The 22,069-nt window shown below is 59.0% G+C and carries 18 protein-coding genes; 10 read left to right on the forward strand and 8 right to left on the reverse strand.

Translation table 11 applies throughout. The features are described from left to right. Positions 1 to 27: 27 nt before the first annotated feature. The 4 genes from ACR0AP_RS01135 to ACR0AP_RS01150 form a co-directional block, all read right to left on the reverse strand. Positions 28 to 528, reverse strand: a complete 501-nt coding sequence (locus tag ACR0AP_RS01135) for a bactofilin family protein (protein ID WP_209596778.1) — start codon at positions 526 to 528, stop codon at positions 28 to 30. Further along, positions 518 to 1,849, reverse strand: a complete 1,332-nt coding sequence (locus ACR0AP_RS01140) for a DUF5930 domain-containing protein (protein WP_480504766.1) — start codon at positions 1,847 to 1,849, stop codon at positions 518 to 520. Before ACR0AP_RS01140 ends, ACR0AP_RS01135 begins: the two co-directional genes overlap by 11 nt. Before the next feature lie 173 nt (positions 1,850 to 2,022). Continuing rightward, positions 2,023 to 2,841 (reverse strand): ferritin-like domain-containing protein, encoded by an 819-nt coding sequence (locus ACR0AP_RS01145; protein ID WP_480505790.1) that lies wholly within the window; start codon positions 2,839 to 2,841, stop codon positions 2,023 to 2,025. 89 nt (positions 2,842 to 2,930) lie between these two features. Further along, entirely contained in the window at positions 2,931 to 3,392 is a 462-nt protein-coding gene (locus tag ACR0AP_RS01150) for a peroxiredoxin (RefSeq protein ID WP_480504768.1), read from the reverse strand. Between the two features lie 80 nt (positions 3,393 to 3,472). Here ACR0AP_RS01150 and ACR0AP_RS01155 point away from each other — a divergent pair, with 80 nt between their 5' ends. The 4 genes from ACR0AP_RS01155 (at position 3,473) to ACR0AP_RS01170 (ending at position 10,013) form a co-directional block, all read left to right on the forward strand. Continuing rightward, a complete protein-coding gene (locus ACR0AP_RS01155; RefSeq protein WP_480504770.1) occupies positions 3,473 to 6,850 on the forward strand; it encodes a YhdP family protein in 3,378 nt (1,125 codons plus the stop codon). A 42-nt stretch (positions 6,851 to 6,892) separates the two neighbouring features. Further along, a complete protein-coding gene (gene queA, locus ACR0AP_RS01160) occupies positions 6,893 to 7,942 on the forward strand; it encodes a tRNA preQ1(34) S-adenosylmethionine ribosyltransferase-isomerase QueA (RefSeq protein ID WP_480504772.1) in 1,050 nt (349 codons plus the stop codon). A gap of 108 nt (positions 7,943 to 8,050) precedes the next feature. After that, positions 8,051 to 9,328: an MFS transporter gene (locus ACR0AP_RS01165; protein ID WP_480504774.1), complete on the forward strand. Its 1,278-nt coding sequence runs from the start codon at positions 8,051 to 8,053 to the stop codon at positions 9,326 to 9,328. A gap of 109 nt (positions 9,329 to 9,437) precedes the next feature. After that, on the forward strand, positions 9,438 to 10,013 hold the full coding sequence (locus tag ACR0AP_RS01170) for a DUF924 family protein (RefSeq protein ID WP_209504864.1): 576 nt from the start codon (positions 9,438 to 9,440) through the stop codon (positions 10,011 to 10,013). Between the two features lie 38 nt (positions 10,014 to 10,051). Here the strand turns inward: ACR0AP_RS01170 and ACR0AP_RS01175 are convergent, their stop codons facing one another. Beyond that, positions 10,052 to 10,486: a hypothetical protein gene (locus tag ACR0AP_RS01175; protein WP_480504776.1), complete on the reverse strand. Its 435-nt coding sequence runs from the start codon at positions 10,484 to 10,486 to the stop codon at positions 10,052 to 10,054. Positions 10,487 to 10,701: 215 nt separating this feature from the next. Here ACR0AP_RS01175 and lpdA point away from each other — a divergent pair, with 215 nt between their 5' ends. Then, a complete protein-coding gene (gene lpdA, locus ACR0AP_RS01180; protein WP_480504778.1) occupies positions 10,702 to 12,096 on the forward strand; it encodes a dihydrolipoyl dehydrogenase in 1,395 nt (464 codons plus the stop codon). A gap of 154 nt (positions 12,097 to 12,250) precedes the next feature. Here the strand turns inward: lpdA and ACR0AP_RS01185 are convergent, their stop codons facing one another. Beyond that, positions 12,251 to 13,636 carry a M20/M25/M40 family metallo-hydrolase gene (locus ACR0AP_RS01185; protein WP_480504780.1) on the reverse strand — a complete coding sequence of 462 codons (1,386 nt, stop codon included), beginning with the start codon at positions 13,634 to 13,636 and terminating at the stop codon, positions 12,251 to 12,253. A 327-nt stretch (positions 13,637 to 13,963) separates the two neighbouring features. Between ACR0AP_RS01185 and hemA the strand changes: the two genes are divergently transcribed. From hemA to ACR0AP_RS01205, 4 genes are all read left to right on the forward strand, one after another. Further along, a complete protein-coding gene (gene hemA / locus ACR0AP_RS01190) occupies positions 13,964 to 15,187 on the forward strand; it encodes a 5-aminolevulinate synthase (protein ID WP_480480456.1) in 1,224 nt (407 codons plus the stop codon). A gap of 129 nt (positions 15,188 to 15,316) precedes the next feature. Then, the gene (locus ACR0AP_RS01195) at positions 15,317 to 16,522 is read left to right on the forward strand and encodes a helix-turn-helix domain-containing protein (protein ID WP_267364006.1); all 1,206 of its coding nucleotides are present in this window, start codon (positions 15,317 to 15,319) and stop codon (positions 16,520 to 16,522) included. Positions 16,523 to 16,593: 71 nt separating this feature from the next. Then, positions 16,594 to 17,715, forward strand: coding sequence for a flavodoxin-dependent (E)-4-hydroxy-3-methylbut-2-enyl-diphosphate synthase (ispG, locus tag ACR0AP_RS01200; RefSeq protein ID WP_480504782.1), 1,122 nt, complete (start codon positions 16,594 to 16,596; stop codon positions 17,713 to 17,715). Positions 17,716 to 17,881: 166 nt separating this feature from the next. Beyond that, positions 17,882 to 18,700 carry a DUF2189 domain-containing protein gene (locus tag ACR0AP_RS01205; protein WP_480504784.1) on the forward strand — a complete coding sequence of 273 codons (819 nt, stop codon included), beginning with the start codon at positions 17,882 to 17,884 and terminating at the stop codon, positions 18,698 to 18,700. Positions 18,701 to 18,757: 57 nt separating this feature from the next. On the opposite strand, the gene ACR0AP_RS01210 is transcribed toward ACR0AP_RS01205, so the two are convergent. Both ACR0AP_RS01210 and ACR0AP_RS01215 read right to left on the reverse strand, forming a co-directional pair. Next, positions 18,758 to 19,516, reverse strand: coding sequence for a DsbA family protein (locus ACR0AP_RS01210; protein ID WP_480504785.1), 759 nt, complete (start codon positions 19,514 to 19,516; stop codon positions 18,758 to 18,760). Then, complete coding sequence (locus tag ACR0AP_RS01215) at positions 19,513 to 20,895, reverse strand: M48 family metalloprotease (RefSeq protein WP_480504787.1); 1,383 nt, start codon at positions 20,893 to 20,895, stop codon at positions 19,513 to 19,515. The genes ACR0AP_RS01210 and ACR0AP_RS01215 overlap by 4 nt, the downstream gene beginning before the upstream one ends. Here ACR0AP_RS01215 and ACR0AP_RS01220 point away from each other — a divergent pair. Further along, positions 20,894 to 22,057, forward strand: a complete 1,164-nt coding sequence (locus ACR0AP_RS01220; protein WP_480504789.1) for a pyridoxal phosphate-dependent aminotransferase — start codon at positions 20,894 to 20,896, stop codon at positions 22,055 to 22,057. The two genes, ACR0AP_RS01215 and ACR0AP_RS01220, sit on opposite strands and share 2 nt — an antisense overlap. Positions 22,058 to 22,069 lie beyond the last annotated feature (12 nt).

A 22,069-nucleotide genomic window follows, 5' to 3' on the forward strand; every position in this document is an offset into this window, starting at 1 on the left:
GGCGTCCTGACAAGAAATGCAGTCTGCTTACTGTTTGACTTCTGCCGCCGGGTTCGATCCGGCTTTGGCACTGCGGCCAGGGTTGAGGGGGTCGTCCTGACGCTGAACCGAGCCTTCGAAATGCGCGCCGCTTTCGATGGCAATGGTCTTGTGGATGATGTCGCCTTCGACCCGGGCCGTCGATGTCAGGCGAACCTTGAGACCACGCACGCGGCCAACGATGCGACCGTTGATCACAACGTCATCTGCGGTGACTTCGCCCTTGATCGTTGCCGATTCACCAATGGTCAGCAGATGGGCGCGGATGTCGCCTTCGACAGTGCCTTCCACCTGAATGTCACCGCTGGTCTTGATGTTGCCGGTGATGTGCAGATCCGAGGACAGGACCGAGGCCGGCGGCTTGGGCTTGGGTGCCATTGCAGGTTTCGCGTCAGCCGGAGCAGGGGCCGCTGGGGTCGCCGGAGCGGCAGGTTTGGCCGCCTCAGGTGCTTTGGGTGCGGGCTCGTTGATTTTGCTTTTAGAAAACATTTTTCGCAGCCTTGATGTAAGTCATTGGGTTTACGGGATTTCCGTTCACGCGCACCTCATAGTGCAGATGCGTGCCGGTGGACCGTCCGGTGCTACCCATATCAGCAATATGATCCCCGCGCGAGACCCTTTGGCCGACCTTTACGTTGATCTTGGTGTTATGAGCATAAAGTGTCTCAATTCCGAACGCGTGCTTGATTTTCACAAGGCGTCCGAAGCCTGATTGCCAGCCGGCATGCGTGACCACACCATCAGCGGTCGCGAATATATCGGTGCCTTGCGGTCCTGCAAAATCGACACCGTTATGCTGCCGGCGACCACCGGACTTGGGGTCACGCCGGTTGCCGTAGCCACTGGTGAAACGCACGGCAGAATGTACGGGATTGGCGAAGGGGGCCTTTTCCGCAGCAATCCGGTACAGGTTCAGCTGATCCATCTGGCGCAGCAACGTGTTTGCGCGGACTTCTTCGGGCGAAAGCTCGTCTTCTTCGCCGCGTGTGCTAAGGGATAAAGGGGTCAGCGGACCGCCCATACCGCTATATCCGCGCCGGACCTCTTCGATGATGCGATCTGTCGGCATTCCGGCCTCTCGGAACATCTTGTCCAGAGGTTCGACCGAGATGACCATCGCCTCTTCCAGCTGGCGGAAAATCTCGTCGCTGCGTTCCTGCATCAGACGGATTTCCAGTTCCAGGTCGTCCCGCTGTTCCAACGCGTCCTGCGCGTTGGTGGCGATCAGGTCGCGTTCTTTGGCGGTTCGCGCCAAGGCGTCCGTCATAAAGGCCATCTGCACCGGGGCGCTGGAAACCGCGGCATACATATCGGATCCGCTGGTGTCCTGTTTCAATTGGGCCAGCTCTGAGCGCGCCTCCTCGCGCTGTTTCATCGTGGCGCGCAATGTCGTCTGGATGACTTCAATACCTGTCTCAAGCTCGCGGCGACGGTTTTCCGAGGCCAGCAGTTCCGACTGCATCGCGGAAATCTGGTCCAGCGCGGCATTGAATCGGTCCTGAGCGGCCAGTGCCTCATGCGCACGGGAATCGCGTTCTGCCGACAGGGTGTTCAGGCGTTCCTGATAGATGGCCTGATCGCGCTTTGCCTGTTCCCGGAAATTCCCGGCCCCGATGCTGTCCATCAACAATATGGCTGTCGCAACCGCTGTCCATCCGACCATGACGGCAACGCCGGCCACTGCGACGACCTGAGTTTCCGAACTGAGCCGGATAAATTTTGTGTCTGTGTCGGATTTCAGAAAGACCCGGCGTTCCGGGAAATGCCTCTCAAGCAGTGAGTGCAGTTTTATTGCCAGACGTGTTCGCACGCGCCCTACCTTTCATCCCCAAGATCGGAACCGGTCGTGAGTGCCTGCCGTCCCTTGCGCCGATTGCATAAAGCGGCAGGGGCGTTCGGGCAAGTTTGTTGACCAATCAGGTGCAAATGGCGCTGAAATCCCGCAAAGATCGGCGAGATTTTGCCGAAAATAACGCAGAAGTGTCAGTTCGAGAGGTCTCCGGGCGCGGGCAGGTCTTCGGTCAGGGGCCAGTAGAAATCGGGGGGCAACCCGGCTTCGGCCCGTTTTTCTTCGTTGAAGGGGGGCTTGAGAACACCGTGGAAGTACCGCCGGACCAGCGCGTGAAACACGTCCTTGGGGTCGGCGTTTTCGCGGCCACACAGGAAGTGGAACCATTTTGAGCCGTAAGCGACGTGGCCGACTTCTTCGGCATATATCACTTCGAGCGCGGCGATGGCCTGCGCGGCCTTGGCCTTGCGGAATATCTCGATCATGCCGGGAGTGACATCCAGCCCACGCGCCTCAAGCACCATAGGCACAACGGCCAGCCGCCCCATCAGATCTTCGGCTGTATCTTCGGCGGCGCGCCACATGCCAGCATGGGCGGGCAGGGCGCCATAGTGGCTGCCCATCTGTTCCAGACAATCGCAGACCATCTCGAAATGGCGCGATTCTTCTTCGGCGCATTTCACCCAGTCATCATAGAACCCGATGGGCATGGGTACATGGCCAAAGCGCGCGATGATGTCCCAGTGCAGATCGACGGCGTTCAGCTCGATATGGGCAACCGCGTGTAGCAGGGCAATGCGCCCGGCCTCGGTACCCGGTTTCCGTTTGGGTACTTCGCGCGGAGACAACAGCGCGGGCTTGTCCGGGCGCGCGGGGGACAGGGGCGGTGATGCGGTGCCGATCTCGATCGGCTCACCCTCGGCCTTGCGGGAGGTAAACCACGCGGCGGCATGGGCTTTGGACAGGGCGGTTTTGGCCCGCCCGTCCGCTGTTGTCAGAACCTCTGTCGCCATCTGTGTCAGTGTTTTGGGCACCGGGTCGCTCCGCCTTAGGCATGTCAGCGCGGGTGATAGACCGGATGGCGCGGCAGGTCGAGGGGGGCTTAGAGCGCCTTCACCGCTTCCAGCACCTCTTCCACGTGGCCGGGCACCTTGACCTTGCGCCAGACCTTGGCAATACGTCCTTCGCTATCAATGACAAAGGTCGATCGCTCGATCCCCATCGATTTCCGGCCATACATGTTCTTTTCAACCCATACGCCATAGTCCTCGCAGACGGTCGAGCCTTCGTCCGACAAGAGCGGAGTGGTCAACCCGTGTTTGGCGACAAACTTGTCATGCTTGGCGACGCTGTCCCGCGAAATGCCGAAAACGTGAGCCCCTGCCTCGGTAAACGCCTGAAGCTGCTCTGAGAAACCGATGGATTCCTTGGTGCAGCCCGGCGTATCATCACGGGGATAGAAGAACAAAACCACGGTGCCACCGCGCAACGCCGAAAGCGTCACCTCGCCACCGCCGTCGCGCGGCAAAGTGAAGTCGGGGGCGATGTCTGAAACGTCGGGCATTGGAAACTCCGCTAAAGGTTTTTAAAGGCTGCCCATCATCATAGGGCAACGCGTGCGGGTTGGAAGGCGTGGATAGCAAATTGAAGCAGCACGAAGACGACGACGAAGAAAAGCCGGGCAAGCCCGTGCGCCGTCGGTCGCGCCGCCGCACCGCTGGTCTGTGGGCCATGCGTGGGGCCATTGTGCTGGTGCTTCTGGCGATGTTCACCGGTTTCATGGTCTTGGGGCAGAGGATGCACGCACCTGTCTGGCTGCGCGATAGGGTCGAAGCACGGCTGGAACGGGCGCTGGGCGGGCTGCAAATCCGGTTTGGAGACGCCAGTTTCATCATCCACGAAGGCTGGCGCCCCCGTCTGCGGCTGACCGATGTTGCCATCAGTGACGCGGCAGGCCAGCAGATTGCGCAGGTTTCCGACATGCGCGCCAGCCTGGCCATGCGCCCCTTGCTGCGCGGTCAGGTCCGGCCCAAGCGCATCATTCTGAGTGGCGCGCAGATCGCCATGACCCGCGATCAGGACGGAGCGCTGACCCTGACCGTAGGATCCGGCAGCGCGCCGGTTCAGGAAGCGCCGAACCTTGCACAGCTAATCGAGGCCTCGGACGAGGTGTTTCAGTCTCCGATCCTGTCGGCACTGACCTCGGTCGAATTTGATGCGATCACCCTGGATTACCGCGACCTGCGACAGGGGCGGTCGTGGGTTCTGGACGGTGGGCATATTCAGGCGAACCGCAGTGGCAACGAAGTGCGGCTTGCGACCGGGTTTTCGGTTCTGTCGGGGCGTGACTATGTCAGCAGTATCGAGGCCAACTATACCAGCGTACTGGGCACGCTTGCCGCCAGCTTTGGCATCTCGGTCACCGATCTTCCGGCCGAGGACATAGCAGGCCAAAGCCCCGCCCTTGCCTGGTTGCAGGTTCTGCGCGCACCGATTTCAGGGGCCTTGCGCGGCAGTGTCGATGAAAACGGGGCCACAGGAACCGTGTTCGCAACCCTCAATCTGGGGGCCGGGGCGGTGCAGCCCAACCCGGAAACGCGCCCGGTTCCTTTCGAATCTGCCCGCACGTATTTCACCTATGACCCGAAAGCCCAGATGCTGGACTTCAATGAGGTGTCGGTGGTGTCGGCCTGGGGCGAGGTTCAGGCCGATGGTAAGGCGTTTCTGCAAGGGGCTGAGGATGGTGTGCTGGACAGTCTGGAGACGCAGTTGCGCTTGTCCGGGATCAATGTGAACCCGGCGAACCTGTTCCCAGAGCCGATTCAGCTGTCGCGCGCCAGCGTGGATTTCAAGATGGCGTTCAACCCGTTCCAGCTGCGCCTTGGCCAAATGACCATCGAGGATCCGGGCCACACCGTGCGCGCCTTCGGGGTATTGCACGGGCGTCCCGATGGCTGGGCTGTGGCGCTGGATGCCCATCTGGATCAGATGAGCTCGGACAATGTTCTGAGCTACTGGCCCGAGCGTCTGGCACCGAAGCCGCGGGAATGGGTGACGGAAAACCTCTATCAGGGGGTTTTGTCGGACATGGATTTCGCCCTGCGTCTGGAGCCCGGTTCCAAACCGGACCTGTATCTTGATTTCGGGTTCGAGCAAGCCAAGGTTCGCTTTGCAAAGACCCTGCCGCCGATCGAAGATGCACAAGGTCAGGCCAGTCTGATCGACAGCCGGTTTACGGTCACCGCGCAGCAGGGGGTGGTGGTCGCCGATGACGGGGGGAGTGTGGATGCCGCGGGGACGTCCTTCATCATACCTGACACGGATATCAAGAAATCCGCACCCGGCATCGCGCGTATTCAGGCAAGGGGCAGCGTGACCTCTGCGTTGTCGCTGCTGGACCGACCACCGCTGGAATTGCTGAGCAAGGCCGGGTTGCCCGTTGACGTTGCCACAGGCACGGTTGCGTTGACCGGAACGCTGTCTCTGCCGTTGATAAAAGAGCTGAAGTTTCAGGATACCGAATTTCACTTCAACGGAACGCTGGCCAATCTGTCCAGTGACCGTCTGGTACCGGGATTTTCTGTAATTGCCCCGATGCTGAATATTTCCGGCAATCAGTCGGGTGTTCAGATTCAGGGACTGGGGCAGTTCGGTGATGTTCCGCTAGAAGCACTTTGGCAGCAGCCTATTGACGGCGAAACCGAACAGCGCAGCACCTTGACCGGCCAGATCGAACTGTCCCCGCGTCTGATGGATGAGATCAGGGCTGGCCTGCCGCCGGGGATGCTGACGGGCAAAGGGGTTGCCGATATTACACTGGGCCTGGGCGCTGGGGCACCTCCGAAACTGTCTGTTGTTTCGGACCTTCAGGGCGTCGCACTTGCCATCCCTGAACTCGGCTGGCGCAAGGCGGCGAACACCAAAGGATCGCTGACTGCCGACGCGACGTTGGGCGCGCAGCTGAAAGTGGACGACCTGCGGATCAACGCAGCGGGACTGCGCACAACCGCATCCATTTCCTTTCACGAAAACGGTGAATATGACCGTGTCCAGTTCAGCTCGTTCGATCTGGGGGACTGGCTGGCGGTTCCGGCGGAACTGATCGGGCGGGGGGCTGCTGTCCCGGATATCCGCGTCTTAGGCGGAGTGCTGAACATGGGGCGTGCAAACTTCGGGGAAAGCAGCGGAGGATCGGGTGGCGGCGGGGCCCCCGGGCCGAATCTGGACGTGGCACTGGACCGTCTTCAGGTCACCGAAACTGTCGCGCTGACAGGTTTCCGGGGGGCGTTCCAGACAACCGGTGGCGTAAATGGCACTTTCACAGCGCGGGTGAACGGCGGAGCGGCTGTTGCCGGTCAAGTGACCCCGCGGGGAAATCGAAGCGCCGTTGACCTGACGTCGAAAGACGCGGGGGCCGTTTTGCGATCAGCCGGGGTTCTGACGCAGGCGCGCGGCGGTGATCTGGACCTCAAGCTTGAACCGGTGGCTGCGCCCGGCAGTTACGACGTGATCCTGAAAATCGTAAATACGCGGATCACCGATGCCCCGGCCATGGCCGCGATCCTGAACGCGATCAGCCTTGTTGGTCTGCTGGACGAGATGGCCGGGCAGGGGATCTTCTTTTCGGCGATTGACAGCCGCATGAGGATATCGCCCACTGACATCAAAGTGCTGAGTGGCAGCGCTGTTGGCCCGTCAATGGGGCTTTCGTTTGATGGCACAATCGACACCGTGAACAGCCTGCTGAACCTGCGGGGGGCGATTTCACCAATTTACCTTCTCAATGCCGTTGGCAGCGTGTTTACCCGCAAGGGTGAAGGCGTCATTGGGTTCAATTACACGCTGACCGGGCCGATATCCTCGCCCAAAGTCGCGGTGAACCCTCTGTCCGGTCTGGCGCCCCTGTTTCTGCGTGATCTCTTGCGTCAGCCTGCGCCAACGGTCTCGGACGGCCCCAATGCTGCGCCGGTGGAACCTGACGAGCCGAAACCGACATTTGGCTCTCCTCCCAGTGACCGCTGACGGGATATGGCCGAATCTTTTGTGGGGTTGTAAGGCGCGGTCATGAAGCTCAGCGATTTTGATTTTGACCTGCCCGACGACCTGATTGCCACGCGGCCTGCCAGCCCGCGATCCTCTGCGCGCCTGCTTGTGGCGCAGGGGGGTGCTACAGTGGACAGCCACGTGTTCGATCTGCCCGATTTTCTGCGGCCGGGCGACCGGCTGGTGCTGAACGACACGCGCGTTATCCCGGCGCGCCTGAACGGGCGGCGCCACAGGGACAGTGCGCAAGGCCCGGTTTCCGCCGGGGTCGAGGCCACTCTGCTGGATCCGCAGGCCGATGGCACCTGGTCTGCGCTCATCAAGCCGCTGAAGAAAGTGAAGCCGGGGGAAGAGATCGTGTTTTCGGCCGATCTGAGCGCGACGCTGGATCGGGTGAAAGACGGGCAGGCCTTTTTGCGCTTCAATCTCAGCGGTCAGGATTTCGACAAGGCGCTGGATCAGGCCGGTGCGATGCCGTTGCCGCCCTATATCGCCGCCAAACGTCCGGCCGATGAGCAGGACAAGACGGATTATCAGACCATCTGGGCCCGCAAGTCCGGTGCGGTGGCAGCGCCGACCGCCTCGTTGCATTTTGACGATGCCCTGATGCAGGCTTTGTCGGAACGGGGTGTCGCCGTCACACATGTGACCCTGCATGTTGGCGCCGGAACCTTCCTGCCGGTCAAGGTCGAGGATGTGACAACCCACAAGATGCATGCCGAATGGGGGCAGGTCAGCGCCGAGGCTGTCGCCGAGATACAGGCCACCAAAGCTGCTGGCGGGCGTGTCATCCCGGTGGGCACCACTGCCCTGCGCCTGATCGAAAGTGCTGCGCGTTCGGGCACGATCGAACCGTGGGAAGGTGACACCGATATCTTCATCTATCCCGGTTTCCGGTTTCACGTTACCGATGCGCTGATGACAAATTTTCATCTGCCGAAATCCACGTTGCTGATGCTGGTTTCGGCGTTGATGGGTCAGGACCGGATGCGTGATATTTACGCCCATGCCATCGCGCAGAATTACCGGTTCTTTTCTTATGGCGATGCGTCGCTTTTGATCCCCGGATAGGCGCGCATACGGCATCACCGACAGGGAATGTCGTAGACAAGCGCGATGGAAGCGGTCTTTGATCGCAGAACAAAACTCAAACAAGGTTGGCACCTATCGGAGGCCCAAATGATTCAGGTTCTGTCCAGCGCATGGGCATTGTTGCTCGGCATGGGGTTGCTGATGGTCGGAAACGGCCTTCAGGGCACGATCCTGGGTGTTCGTGGGCAGCTTGAGGGATTTTCGACCCTTGAGATGTCTTTTGTAATGTCAGCTTATTTCGTTGGTTTTCTGGGCGGTTCACGGCTTGCGCCCGAGATGATCCGGCGTGTTGGCCATGTGCGGGTCTTTGCGGCACTGGCGTCTTTCATTTCCGCCGTGATGATCATGTATCCGATGCTGGCAGACCCGATTGCCTGGGTTCTGGGGCGCGTGGTGATCGGGTTCTGTTTCTCGGGCGTTTACGTCACTGCGGAAAGCTGGCTCAACAATGCAGCCAATAATGAAAACCGCGGACAGGCCCTGTCGCTTTACATGATCGTTCAGATGTTGGGTATCATCGGCGCGCAGGGCCTTTTCCTGTTGGGCGACCCGGCCGGGTACGAAACATTCGTGATCGCCTCGATCCTTGTTTCGGTTTCTTTCGCACCGATTTTGCTGTCGATCTCACCAACTCCGGCGTTCGATACTACCAAGCCGATGACGCTGCGGGAGTTGATGAAAAGCTCTCCGCTGGGGTGTGTCGGCATGTTCCTGCTGGGGGGCGTGTTTTCGGCGCAGTTCGGGATGTCGGCGGTTTATGGGGCTCAGGCCGGATTGTCCTTGGTTGAAATCTCGGCATTTGTGGCGGCGTTCTATGTTGGGGCAATTGTCCTGCAATACCCGCTGGGCTGGTTTTCCGACCGGATGGACAGGCGTTTCCTGATCCTGTTGGTTGCGGCAACCGGGGCTGTTGGCGCCGTCAGTGGTATGCTTTATGGCTTTTCCTTCGAAATCCTTCTGGCGTCTGCTTTTGTGATCGGCGGAATGACCAACCCTTTGTATTCATTGCTGATTGCGCACACCAACGATTTTCTGGAATACGAAGATATGGCCGCGGCATCCGGCGGCCTGATCTTTATCAACGGCCTTGGGGCAATTACCGGACCTGTTATCACAGGTTGGCTGATGGGGGATGCAGTGTTTGGCCCGCCGGGCTTTTTCCTGATCATCGCCGTGTTGCTTGTCGCGTTGGCCGCCTATTCGGTCTACCGGATGACCCAGCGTGCAGCCATTCCTGTTGATGAAACCAGCACCATGTCGACGCTTTATCCAACCGCATCGCCCGTTGCATTCGAGGTTGCACAGGAAGTTGCGATAGAGGCGGCAGAAGCCGAGTTCGAAGAGGGTTCGCGCGAAACCGCTTGAGACACGGAATTATGTCGGTTGTGTTGCAATATGTTACTGTAACAGTTCTGTAAAAGGGACTTAAATGACGTTACGTCTGGGGCGCGGGCAATTGACGGAGTTTAAGGCAATGGTAACGCCTGAAGAAGTATTGAGTTTTTGGTTAGATGAAGTTGGCCCTAAGGGTTGGTATCTTGAAGATGAGGCGCTGGATGCAGACATTCGGGCGCGGTTTCAGTCAACTTGGGAAGCAGCGGCAGCGGGTCGGTTCTCGCTCTGGCTGACTTATCCCAGTGGGGCGCTTGCCTATATCATCCTGACAGATCAGTTCCCGCGCAACATGTTCCGGGGGGAGGCGCGTGCCTTCTCGACCGATCGCGCGGCTTTGGCGGCAGCGAAATGTGCGGTCGACAAAGGCTGGGACAAAAAGATTGACGAACCGGCCAGACAGTTCTTTTACCTGCCCATGATGCACTCGGAAAACCTGTGTGATCAGGAACGCTGTGTGCGTCTGATCTGCCAAAACATGAGCAGTGACGCAAGCAACCTTCTGCACGCCAGAGCGCATCGCGAGGTGATCCGCAAGTTCGGTCGTTTCCCGTATCGGAACGCGGCGCTGTCCCGCAGCTCGACCCCGCATGAAACTGCCTATGTCGATATGGGCGGGTACGGCACGACCGTGCGCGAACTACAGGCAACGGGCTGAGCGCGAAGCCGCAACCGCGCTTTGGTCGCGGCTGCGCTTTATGACTCCGGTGTACATCCCCGCAATGCCAAAACGCGTTCTGCCGCGATATCGGCACCGGTTTGGATCGCCTGCGCAATCAGCACTTCTGGCGTGTCAGCAAGTTCCGAAATCCGCTCCTGAACCGTTTGCAGCTTCTGTTCTGCTGTATTCAGGCGCCCCAGCGTTGCCCGGAGGTTTTGCGCGGCTTGGCTGTCTGCCAACGTGTCTTGTTGTAAAAGTACCGTCAAATCAGTCCGCAACGCCGCAAGCTCGTCCCGAATGCCCTTTGCCTCATCCCGGAGGGGGGCCACGGCCTGAACCGTTTGCGAGACTTCAGCAGTGATGCTTTCGGCTTTCGACGCCAGTTTCCAGCCCAGAAACAGGCACAGCGCAACAAGTATCAATGTGGCGTTGAGCAGGGCAAGCAGCAGATCTTTCAGAGTTTTGGCCATGGTCAGCCCCTTGAATGGGTTGAGAAAAGAATAGGTCCGACCGGTGTCGGCGTTTCTTTTCTAGCCATTGCATGGCCCGGGGTATAGGCTGAATTCCGCAAGTTTAGGCATCGCTTACCCTGCGTCCTATTTGTCGCGGGATCGGTATATTGATGCGTTCCGAATAATAGTTTAATGGTAAACTAAATTTTCAACTCCTGCGCCGAGAGGAACACATGGCTGCACAATCCTATGATCTGATCGTAATCGGGGCTGGCCCCGGCGGCTATGTCGCTGCAATCCGCGCAGCCCAGCAGGGCTTGAAAACCGCGGTTGTCGAGCGCGAGCATTTGGGGGGGATCTGCTTGAACTGGGGCTGTATTCCCACCAAGGCGCTGTTGCGGTCGTCCGAAGTGTTTCATCTGATGGAGCGCGCCAAGGATTTCGGTCTGAAAGCCGAAAAGATCGGATATGATCTGGACGCGGTGGTCAAACGATCCCGTGGCGTGGCCGCGCAGCTGTCAGGAGGCATTGGCCATCTGCTGAAGAAGAACAAGGTTGCCGTTGTAATGGGGCAGGCCACGATCCCTGCAAAAGGCAAGGTCAGCGTCAAGACCGACAAAGGCACCGAGGAACTGACCGCCAAGAACATCATTCTCGCAACCGGGGCACGGGCGCGGGAACTGCCGGGCCTTGAAGCTGACGGCGATCTGGTCTGGACGTACAAGCACGCGCTGCAACCGCCGCGGATGCCGAAAAAACTGCTCGTCATCGGGTCCGGTGCGATCGGCATCGAGTTTGCCAGCTTCTACAATACGCTGGGCGCAGACACCACAGTTGTCGAGGTGATGGACCGGGTGTTGCCGGTCGAAGACGCCGAAATCAGCGCATTGGCCAAGAAGGCGTTCACCAAACAGGGCATGACCATCATGGAAAAAGCCATGGTCAAGCAGCTGGACCGTGGCAAGGGGAAAGTGACCGCGCATATCGAGGTAAAGGGCAAGGTCGAGAAACAAGAGTTCGACACAGTGATCAAGGCTGTCGGGATCGTTGGCAATATCGAAAACCTTGGTCTGGAACCTCTGGGCGTCAAGATCGACCGGACACATGTGGTTACGGACGAGTATTGCCGCACCGGGGTTGAGGGCCTTTATGCGATCGGTGACATCGCAGGCGCGCCCTGGCTTGCACATAAAGCAAGCCACGAAGGTGTCATGGTCGCGGACCTCATCGCGGGTCAACATGCGCACCCGGTCAAACCCGAAAGCATCGCAGGATGCACCTATTGCCAGCCTCAGGTTGCCTCGGTTGGATATACCGAAGCAAAAGCCAAAGAGCTGGGTTACGACATCAAAGTCGGCCGTTTCCCCTTTATCGGCAATGGCAAGGCCATCGCTTTGGGTGAGCCTGACGGGCTGATCAAAACCGTGTTCGATGCCAAAACAGGCGAGTTGCTGGGCGCCCACATGATCGGTGCCGAAGTTACCGAACTGATTCAGGGTTACGTGGTCGGTCGCCAGCTGGAGACAACGGAAGAAGACCTGATGAACACTGTCTTCCCGCACCCGACACTGTCAGAGATGATGCACGAAAGTGTGCTGGATGCCTATGGCCGCGTGATCCATATGTAAGACCGGCGTATTTGCCCCGGCCGGGTGGGGGGCTCTGCCCCCGCCGCGCGTGCCGCGCGCCTCCCCCGGGATATTTTGGGCCAGATGAAGCAGGGATCCATTATTCATCTGGCTGCAAATATCCCGGAGCGCGAGGCAGAGCCTCGCAAAAAAACTATGTGTTCAAAGCATCCAGAATGCGCACCCATGACCGGATGCCCTTGTGGAAGCTTTTCACGTCATATTTCTCGTTCGGCGAATGGATGGCATCATCTTCGTTTGCATAGCCAACCAGCATCGAGTCGAGCCCCAGAACGGTGTTGAAATAGCCGACAACAGGGATTGATCCCCCCATGCCGGTGAACACTGCCTCGCGGTCCCACTCATCCGACAGCGCGCCGCGCGCGGCTTCGAATTCGGGGCGGGTGATATTCATGACCGACGCGGGAGACCCTTCCATATCGTTATCCCAGACCACTTTGGCGTCCGGGGATAGCTGATCCTCGACATGTTTGCGGATTTTGGCGCGCAGCGCGTCCGGGTCCATGTCACCAACAAGACGGCAGGTGATTTTGCAATGGGCCTTGGACGGAATAACGGTTTTGGAGCCCGCACCGTTATAACCACCCCACAGCCCGTTCACTTCGAGCGTTGGTCGTGCCCATTGTTGCTCCAAGGTGGAGTAACCCTTTTCGCCATGCGGCTGGGTGTAGCCGACCGAACTCAGATAATCCGCTTCGTCGAAGCCGCAATTCTGCCATTGGCGCAACTGGTCTTCGGGTACTTCATGCACGCCTTCGTAGAACCCGTCGACAGCGATCCGCCCGGTTTCGTCGTCATAAAAAGAGGTCACGATTTTCGACAGTTCGCGCAGCGGATTCAGGCCCGGGCCGCCATAGTGGCCGGAATGCAGGTCGATGCGCGGCCCCACAATGGTAAACTCGTCCTTCAGCATGCCCCTCAACTGCGCCGCAATCGACGGAACGCCGCGTGATACCATGGATGTATCGCAGACCAGCGCCAGATCCGCTTTGAGTTCGGCGGCATTTTCCTTGAGGAAAGGAACCAGTGAGGGCGAGCCTGATTCTTCTTCGCCCTCGAAAAAGAAAGTGATGCGGCAGGGCAAGGATCCGTGTACGGCCTTCCAGGCGCGGCAGGCTTCGACAAAAGTCATTAGCTGGCCTTTGTCGTCTGACGCTCCGCGTCCGCGGATGACCGGTCCGGTTTCGGTGTCCTCAATGGCGGGATCGAATGGATCCCGGTTCCACAGGTTCAACGGATCGACCGGCTGCACATCGTAGTGGCCATAAAACAGGAAATGCGGCGCAGTCGCGTCCTCACCCACGTGGCCAACAACCATCGGGTGGCCCGGTGTTTCCCGTTTCTCTGCCGCAATCCCGATGCTGTTCAGATCGGCGACCAGCCAGTCCGCGGCGCGGCTGACCTCGGCCTTGTATGCGGGGTCAGTCGAGATCGACGGGATGCGCAGCAGTTCCATCAGGCGGTCGATCGAGGTTTGCAGATCTTCGTCAATCCGGTTCAACACGGCGTCTAGCGACATGGGGGGCTCCTGCCTGTTTTTTGTTCCCGCGAACCCTAGCAGCGTTGTCGGCGCCGTCCAGAGTTGTTGACACGAATTGCGGCCCGGCGGTGTAAGCTTTGGGTAGGGAGGCGGGACCTGCGTCGTTTCCACGCGTTCGATGGCCGTAACTTTACTTGTCGGATGGGGTGCAAACTTATATTTGATGCAAATCAAAGTTGGGTTCACCTTTTCGGCTGTAACCAGCTGAATAAGGGAACACAAAGCCACCGAAACAGGGTAAGCTGTGGGAGGTGGCGAAAATATCGCCCAATGGGAAACCGGATACGGGCGTTCAAGGAGGGTCCTTTGGACTATACTGCTCAGCTCGATTCAGCGATTGCCAGGCTGCATGATGAAGGTCGTTACCGGACCTTCATCGATATCGAACGTCGCAATGGGTATTTTCCCCATGCGGTGCGCACACGTCCGGACGGGTCACAGCAGAACATCACCGTATGGTGCGGCAACGATTATCTGGGCATGGGGCAAAACCCGGTCGTTCTGAATGCAATGCACGAAGCTGTTGATGCAGCCGGTGCAGGTTCAGGCGGTACGCGCAATATCTCGGGCACCACGGTTTATCATAAAAGGCTTGAGGCTGAACTGGCCGATCTTCACGGCAAGGAAGCCGCGCTGCTTTTTACCAGCGCCTATATCGCCAATGACGCAACGCTCAGCACGCTGCCCAAACTGTTCCCGGGCCTGATCATCTACTCTGACGCGCTGAACCATGCCTCGATGATCGAAGGCGTGCGCCGGAATGGCGGGGCCAAGCGCATCTTCCGGCACAACGATGTGGCGCATCTGCGCGAGCTGCTTGAAGCGGACGATCCGGCCGCACCCAAGTTGATCGTATTCGAGTCGGTTTATTCTATGGACGGCGATTTTGGTCCGATCGAAGAGATCTGCGATCTGGCAGATGAGTTCGGCGCACTGACTTATATCGACGAAGTGCACGCGGTAGGCATGTATGGCTCGCGCGGCGGCGGTGTGACCGAGCGCGATAACCTTGCCCACCGGATCGACATCATCAATGGCACGCTGGCAAAAGCCTATGGCGTGATGGGCGGCTATATCGCGGCCAGCGCCAAGATGTGCGACGCCGTGCGGTCATATGCGCCGGGCTTTATCTTTACCACGTCCCTGCCACCTGCGGTTGCGGCCGGGGCTGCTGCATCGGTTGCCTACCTGAAAACTGCACCTGAACTGCGTGAGCAGCATCAGACGCAGGCCAAAATCCTCAAGCTGCGGTTGAAGGGGATGGGGTTACCGCTGATCGACCACGGAAGCCATATCGTGCCCGTGATCGTTGGAAACCCGGTCCATACCAAGAAGCTCAGCGATATGCTGTTGGATGATTACGGCATTTATGTGCAACCGATCAATTTCCCGACCGTTCCGCGCGGAACCGAGCGTCTGCGCTTTACCCCTTCTCCGGTGCATGGGCCTGACGAAATGAACCGTCTGGTACAGGCGATGGACGAACTTTGGTCACATTGTGCGCTAAATCGCGCCGAACTTGCCGGTTAACCTCACGCCAAAGTGTGCAACGTATTTGCCGCGTGTTAAGCTTACGCTAACAAAATCGGCGGACGAATCGTTTTGGGGATGATTCGCCGCTAACGCGAAACGCGCGACAGGCAGAATGGGGCAGCAGGAATGATTGGGCGCAGATCACAGCGCGAATCTGATGAGGATGTAGATGTCAGACCGAAAGGGTTTGACGACTACGAGGTACGCCTTGGTGACAAGATGCGCGGCGAACGCGCAACCATGGGCAAATCTCTGTTGGATGTTCAGCGCGAGTTGAGGATCAAAGCCAACTACATTGCTGCCATCGAAAACGCGGATCCCGACGCCTTTGACACGCCCGGCTTTATCGCCGGGTATGTGCGTTCTTATGCGCGTTATCTGGGTATGAACCCGGATGAAACATTCTCGACTTTCTGCGCGGAAAGCGGTTTTTCGGTCGCGCATGGCATGTCGGCCGAGGCTTCGGTGGTGCGAAAGCCGACCGGCGCGCTTCCGGCGCGTGGGCCAATGGGGCGCGATCCCTTCATCTCGCCCAATACGCCGTACATTCCGGGCAAGGAATCTCTGGTCAGTCAGATTGAACCGCGCGCCATCGGCTCGTCGCTGGTGCTGTTGGCGGTAATTGGCGGCATCGGCTATGGCGGGTGGGCCGTTCTGAACAAGATCCAGCAGGTGCAGGTCAGCCCGGTCGAACAAGCGCCTGTGGTGCTGTCCGACCTTGATCCGCTGGATGCCGTGCGCGGCGGCGTTGTCGATGATGTGGTTGCTGCGGCGAATACCGAGGCACTGGACCGTCTCTATCGTCCGCAGGCCTTGGATGTTCCGGTTCTGGTTGCCCGCGATGCGCCGATTTCGACCCTTGATCCGCGCGATGTCGGAACCTTCCGCCCGCCAAGCCTGCCGCAGTTCGAAGTTGCCGAAGTGCACACGGTTGAACGACCAGCTTTGCCTCAGGTCGTGGAACAGGTTGATACCACGCTGAAAATCGTTGCTGTCGATCCTTCTTGGATGCGGGTAACGGCGGCAGATGGCAGTGTCATTTTCGAAGGGACGCTTGGGACGGTCGAGCAAGGCAGTGTCTTTGAGGTTCCGCTGACAGAAGAACCGCCGCTGTTGCGGGCAGGGGCGTCGGGATCGGTTTATTTCTCGATGAACGGCGAGCACTATGGCCCGGCAGGGGCACCCGGCACGGTTGCCAAAGGGGTGATCCTTTCGAAAGACGCAGTTTCGGAAGTTTATGCCGTTGCCGATCTTGAGGCGGATCAGAACAGCGCGCTCAAGCAGCTGGTGGCTGAACTGCAAACCGCGGCGACAGAAGCGCCCGCCGAGTGATCTTGCCATTGCGGTAACCCCTTTGCCGGACTATCTACTGTCGCAACTCAGGCAGACGCGGATCCGTCCTTATGTCCCTTAATCACGTGCGCCCTTGGCGCGACATTTATCGTCGTAAATCCCGTCAAATCATGGTCGGCAACGTCCCTGTCGGGGGCGATGCCCCGATCGCCGTTCAGACCATGACCAACACCCTGACCACCGATGTGGCGGCAACAGTGGCGCAGGTTCAGGCCGCAGCCGAGGCTGGCGCGGATATCGTGCGCGTTTCAGTCCCCGATGAGGCGTCGGCTAAGGCATTGAAAGAGATCGTGCGCGAAAGCCCGGTGCCCATCGTTGCGGACATCCATTTTCACTATCGCCGTGGTATCGAGGCGGCCGAGGCAGGCGCTGCCTGTCTGCGCATCAATCCCGGCAACATCGGCGATGAACGCCGGGTGAAAGAAGTCATTAAGGCCGCGCGCGACCACAATTGCTCGATCCGGATCGGCGTGAATGCGGGCAGTCTGGAAAAGCACCTGCTTGAGAAATATGGCGAGCCGTGCCCCGAAGCGATGGTCGAAAGCGGGTTGGAACATATCCGCATCCTTCAGGACAATGATTTTCATGAGTTCAAAATCAGTGTGAAGGCCAGCGACGTTTTCCTGTCCGCCGCCGCGTATCAGGGCATAGCCGAAGCCACTGATGCGCCCATCCATCTGGGTATCACCGAGGCGGGCGGACTGGTGTCCGGCACCATCAAATCTGCCATCGGGTTGGGCAACCTGCTGTGGATGGGGATCGGCGACACGATCCGCGTCAGCCTGTCTGCCGATCCGGTGGAAGAGGTGAAGGTTGGCTTTGAAATCCTCAAATCCCTTGGTCTGCGCCACCGGGGCGTCAACATCATCTCATGCCCGTCCTGCGCACGGCAGGGGTTTGACGTCATCAAGACCGTCGAGGCGCTGGAACGCCGTCTGGAACACATCAAGACACCGATGAGCCTGTCGATCATCGGCTGCGTGGTCAACGGGCCGGGCGAGGCGCTGATGACCGATGTCGGGTTTACCGGTGGCGGGGCCGGGTCCGGGATGGTCTATCTGGCAGGCAAGGCCAGCCACAAGATGTCCAACGATCAGATGATCGACCACATCGTGGAACAAGTCGAAAAGAAAGCGGCTGAACTGGACGCGACTGCGGAAGCGGCAGAGTAGTGTGGGGTCGGCTGTGTCGGTAAGGCGGGCATAGCGACCTTACTCATCCCTTGCCCCGGTGCCTGAGCTGTTGCTAACTTGTTTCGTGACTGAACGATGCCTGTTTCGCCGCTGGTTCCGTCGGTAAGCAGACCAGCGCGGACCCATGCTTTGGGAGGAGTGTGTCATGACATCCAAGACCGCAGGCCCTACGCCACCTGAGAACCTGACGCCACACCAGCAGGCCATGCCCAAGGTCAATCGGGTTACTTCGGATGACATAAAGGCGTCGCTGAAAGCTGGGTTTTCCGATTTTCTGGCGCGCCCCTTCATGAGCGGTTTCTTCGGGCTTTTCTATGCGGCTTTCGGAATCCTAATGGTCTGGAGCTTGGTCTGGCTTGGCAAGATCTGGATGATCATTCCAGCGATTGTCGGATTTCCTCTGGTTGCGCCTTTCGCCGCTGCGGGACTTTATGAGATGTCCCGGCGGTTACAGAAGGGCGAGAGTTTTGGCTGGTATGAAATCCTCACTGTCATGGCCGATCAACGCAAGCGCGAAATGGGCTGGATGGCCTTTGTCACGCTGTTCATTTTCTGGGTTTGGGTTTATCAGGTCCGGCTTTGGCTTGCGATCATCCTGCAGAATTCATCCTTTTCGGATTTTGACGGATTCTTGAACATCATCTTGTTCACTCCGCAGGGTTGGACATTCCTTGCAATTGGCACCTGTGTCGGGGCGTTCCTGTCGGCTGTCCTGTTTTCGGTCACCGTCGTCGCCATGCCTATGCTTCTGGACCGGGAAACAAATTTCGTTTCAGCCATGTTGACGTCTTTACGCGTCGTCTCGGAAAGCCCTGTGGTCATGCTCGGCTGGGCAGCGATCATCTCGGTCACAATGTTATTGTCGATGGTTCCGGCGTTTATGGGCTTGATCTTTACCTTGCCGATCCTTGGCCATACCACGTGGCATCTCTATCAAAGGGCCGTGGAACCGGTAGACGGCTGAGGTCAGTGATCAGTCCGCCTTTTTGTCTGGGGGCAGCTGTACCGCCCCCAATACCTATCAACCCTGTTCTGCGCGAACGCCATCTGCGATCTGCTGCATCTGATCGGCGGGCAGATAGCCGCGCAGCAACTCGGTTCCCAACACGAATGAGGGCGTGCCCGAAATCTGCATCCGTTGCGCCAAGGCACGGGTGCGGCTGATCTCATCCGTGACGCTGTCGCTGTCCATCGCGGCGATGATCGCGTCACTGTCCAGACCCAGCCCGTCAGAGATGCGGCGAAGAGTTACTTCTGAGGGTTCACCGCCGAATTCCATCAGCGCATCGTGAACCTGTTTATAGGCGTCATTGCCTGCCACTTGCTTGGTTGCCACCGCAAAGCGCGAGGACAAAACAGATGCGTCGCCCAGAATTGGCAGTTCTTTGATCACAAACCGGATATTGCCATCGCTGGCCAGCAGGTTTGCCACTTCGGGCACCGCACGGCGGCAATAGCCGCAGCGGTAGTCCATAAATTCGACCAGTGTGATATCGCCATCCGGGTTGCCGCCAACCCAGCTATAGCCATCGTCGAACAGTTCTTCCGCATTGGCGGCGACCAGTTCCTTGTCTGCGGCCGCTTCGGCCACTGCATTTCGCTGTTCGAGGATATTGATTGCCTCGATAATGACTTCGGGGTTTTCCAGCAGGTATTCGCGTACCTGAGCGCCAAACTCTGCCTTTTCGGCATCATTCATCGCGTTCAGGTCCAGCGCATGTGCCGAGGTCGCCGCCATGGAAAGCCCCAGAAGGGCAGGTGCAGCATGTCTGAGGATCATTTCCGTTTCCTTTTGTCTTTCTTGAGTCGTTCTGAGGCAATCAGCACGTCTTGTGCCCTTTGCCAACCCGGAGAGCCTTCGGGCAATTGCGCCACGGCCCGTTTCGCGTGAATTCCGGCATCCTCCATCCGACCTTGCAGCGCGTAACGCTCTGCCGTCACGGTCGAAGCCATACCGTTATTTCCGACCTGCGCGTAAGCCACACCCAGGTCCTGCATCAGGCGTGCATTACGAAAGTCGCGCGCACGCGCCTGTTCCAATGCATTCAATGCCTGTTTTGTTTCCCCTTGCGCCAGCAGGGCGCGCCCATAGCCCGCAAGGATCAACGCATTGTTCGGGGCCATTTCAACAGCGCTTGCGTAAGCATTAACAGCATCGCTTACCTTTCTGTTTTCTAACAGTATTTGCCCCTTTAGTTCGTAATAGAACGGGTCATCAGGACGTTCGGCAAGTGCCGCGTCTATCGCGGCACGGGCGCGGGACAGATCGCGATTCTGATGATAGGCCGAAGCCTCTCGCATCAGGCGGATGTCGCGATAGGGTTCTTCACCGGCACGCCGCAAGGTCCAGCTGGGCGACCGCAGAAAGGCCGACAGCTTACCTTTAACCCGCGCAAACCAATAATCCGAATTGGGGTTTGGAACGGCGCGGTCACCAAACTCGTCCAGGAACGCCTCGGCGGCGCGCAGACGATCACGGCTTGTTGGGTGTGAGCGCATATAGGGGTCCTGATTGGCGACACTCAGCAGTTCCTGACCGGCGAACTTCCGGTGCAGTTCCACCATCCCGCTGGGTGAGATTTCGGCCCATCGCAGGTAACTTGCGGCACTGCGGTCGGCGGATGCCTCTTCCGCGCGGGTGTGACCCAGAAAACCGCGAATTGCTGCGCCTTGGGTGCCAGCAGCGATCCCGATGGCGGCCTCGCCCCCACCCGCCGCAGCTGCCAGCAGGGCCAAAGCCGTGCCGAGGCTGGCGTTGCGCTGCGCCGCTTTCAGGTTCTCAGCCCGTCGTGCCAGATGACCATTCGAGATATGTGCGGCCTCGTGGGCGATGACAGCCTGCAACATCTCGGGGCTTTCGACGGTCAGAATCAGCCCGTAGTTCACATAAATCGCGTTGTAGTCGATGACGAATGCATTGAACGTGTTGTCGTTTACGACCAGAATCTGAACCCGGTTCGTGTTCAGCCCCGCAGCCCGCAACACCGGAAAGGCCAGTTCACGCAGGCCATGTTCGATATCAGGGTCGCGGATCAGGCTTTGCGCGTGCGATTGCACCGCTGCCGCCAGCCAGACGACAACGGCAACCATCAAGGCCGGGATTGACGCCAACCGGGATACGCGCTCAAAAGCCATGACTGCAACATGGGAGATGGGCATGAGAAACTCAACCCGGTCCGGGGTCGATCCCTTCATCGTGATGGATGTGATGGAGGCGGCACGCAAGGCCGAAGAGGCAGGTCGCCACGTGATCCACATGGAAGTCGGCCAGCCCGGAACCGGCGCGCCAAAGGGTGCGACCGAAGCTTTGGCCGCGGCGATGGTGCAAGGCCCGCTGGGCTATACGGTTGCCCTGGGTCTGCCCGCCCTGAGGCAGCGGATCGCCCGGCTTTACGGCGATTGGTACAATGTCGACCTGAACCCCGAGCGGGTGGTGATCACTCCTGGCTCGTCCGGCGGATTCCTGCTGACCTTTACCGCTTTGTTCGACAGTGGCGACCGTGTCGGTATCGGGGCGCCCGGCTATCCGTCCTATCGCCAGATCCTGAAGGCGCTGGGTCTGGTCCCGGTCGACCTGCCGACCGCGCCGGAAAAAAGGTTGCAGCCTGTCGCAGCGGATATTCAGGGGATGGACCTGAAAGGGCTGATGGTGGCTTCACCCGCAAACCCGACCGGTACGATGTTGGATCGCGCCGCCATGGGTGCCTTGATCGAGGCGGCTCATGGGCAGGGCGCGTCGTTCATCAGTGACGAGATTTACCACGGGCTGGAATACGAAGCCAAGGCCGTGACGGCGCTGGAACTGACAGATGAATGTTATGTGATCAACTCATTCTCGAAATACTTTTCGATGACCGGATGGCGCGTAGGCTGGATGGTGGTGCCCGAGGATCAGGTGCGCGTGGTCGAACGGATCGCTCAGAACATGTTCATCTGCGCCCCCCACGCCAGTCAGGTCGCGGCGCTGGCTGCGATGGATTGCGACAACGAATTGCAAGCCAATCTGGACGTGTACCGCCGCAATCGCGCGCTGATGCTGGACGGGCTGCCCAAGGCCGGGATTTCGAACATCGCGCCGCCCGACGGGGCGTTTTATGTCTATGCCGATGTGTCTGATCTGACTGATGACAGCCGCGCATTTGCGGCCGAGATTCTGGAACAGGCCGGTGTGGCTGTGACACCCGGGCTGGATTTTGACCCGCAGCGCGGCCATACCACATTGCGTTTTTCCTATGCGCGCGCGACGGATGACATTCAGGAAGGGCTTGAGCGTTTGCGCCTGTTTATGATCCGGCGCGGTGCTGTCACGGAACGGGCCTGAGCCGTTCACAAA

This window comes from Ruegeria sp. AF7 (genome assembly GCF_056541885.1).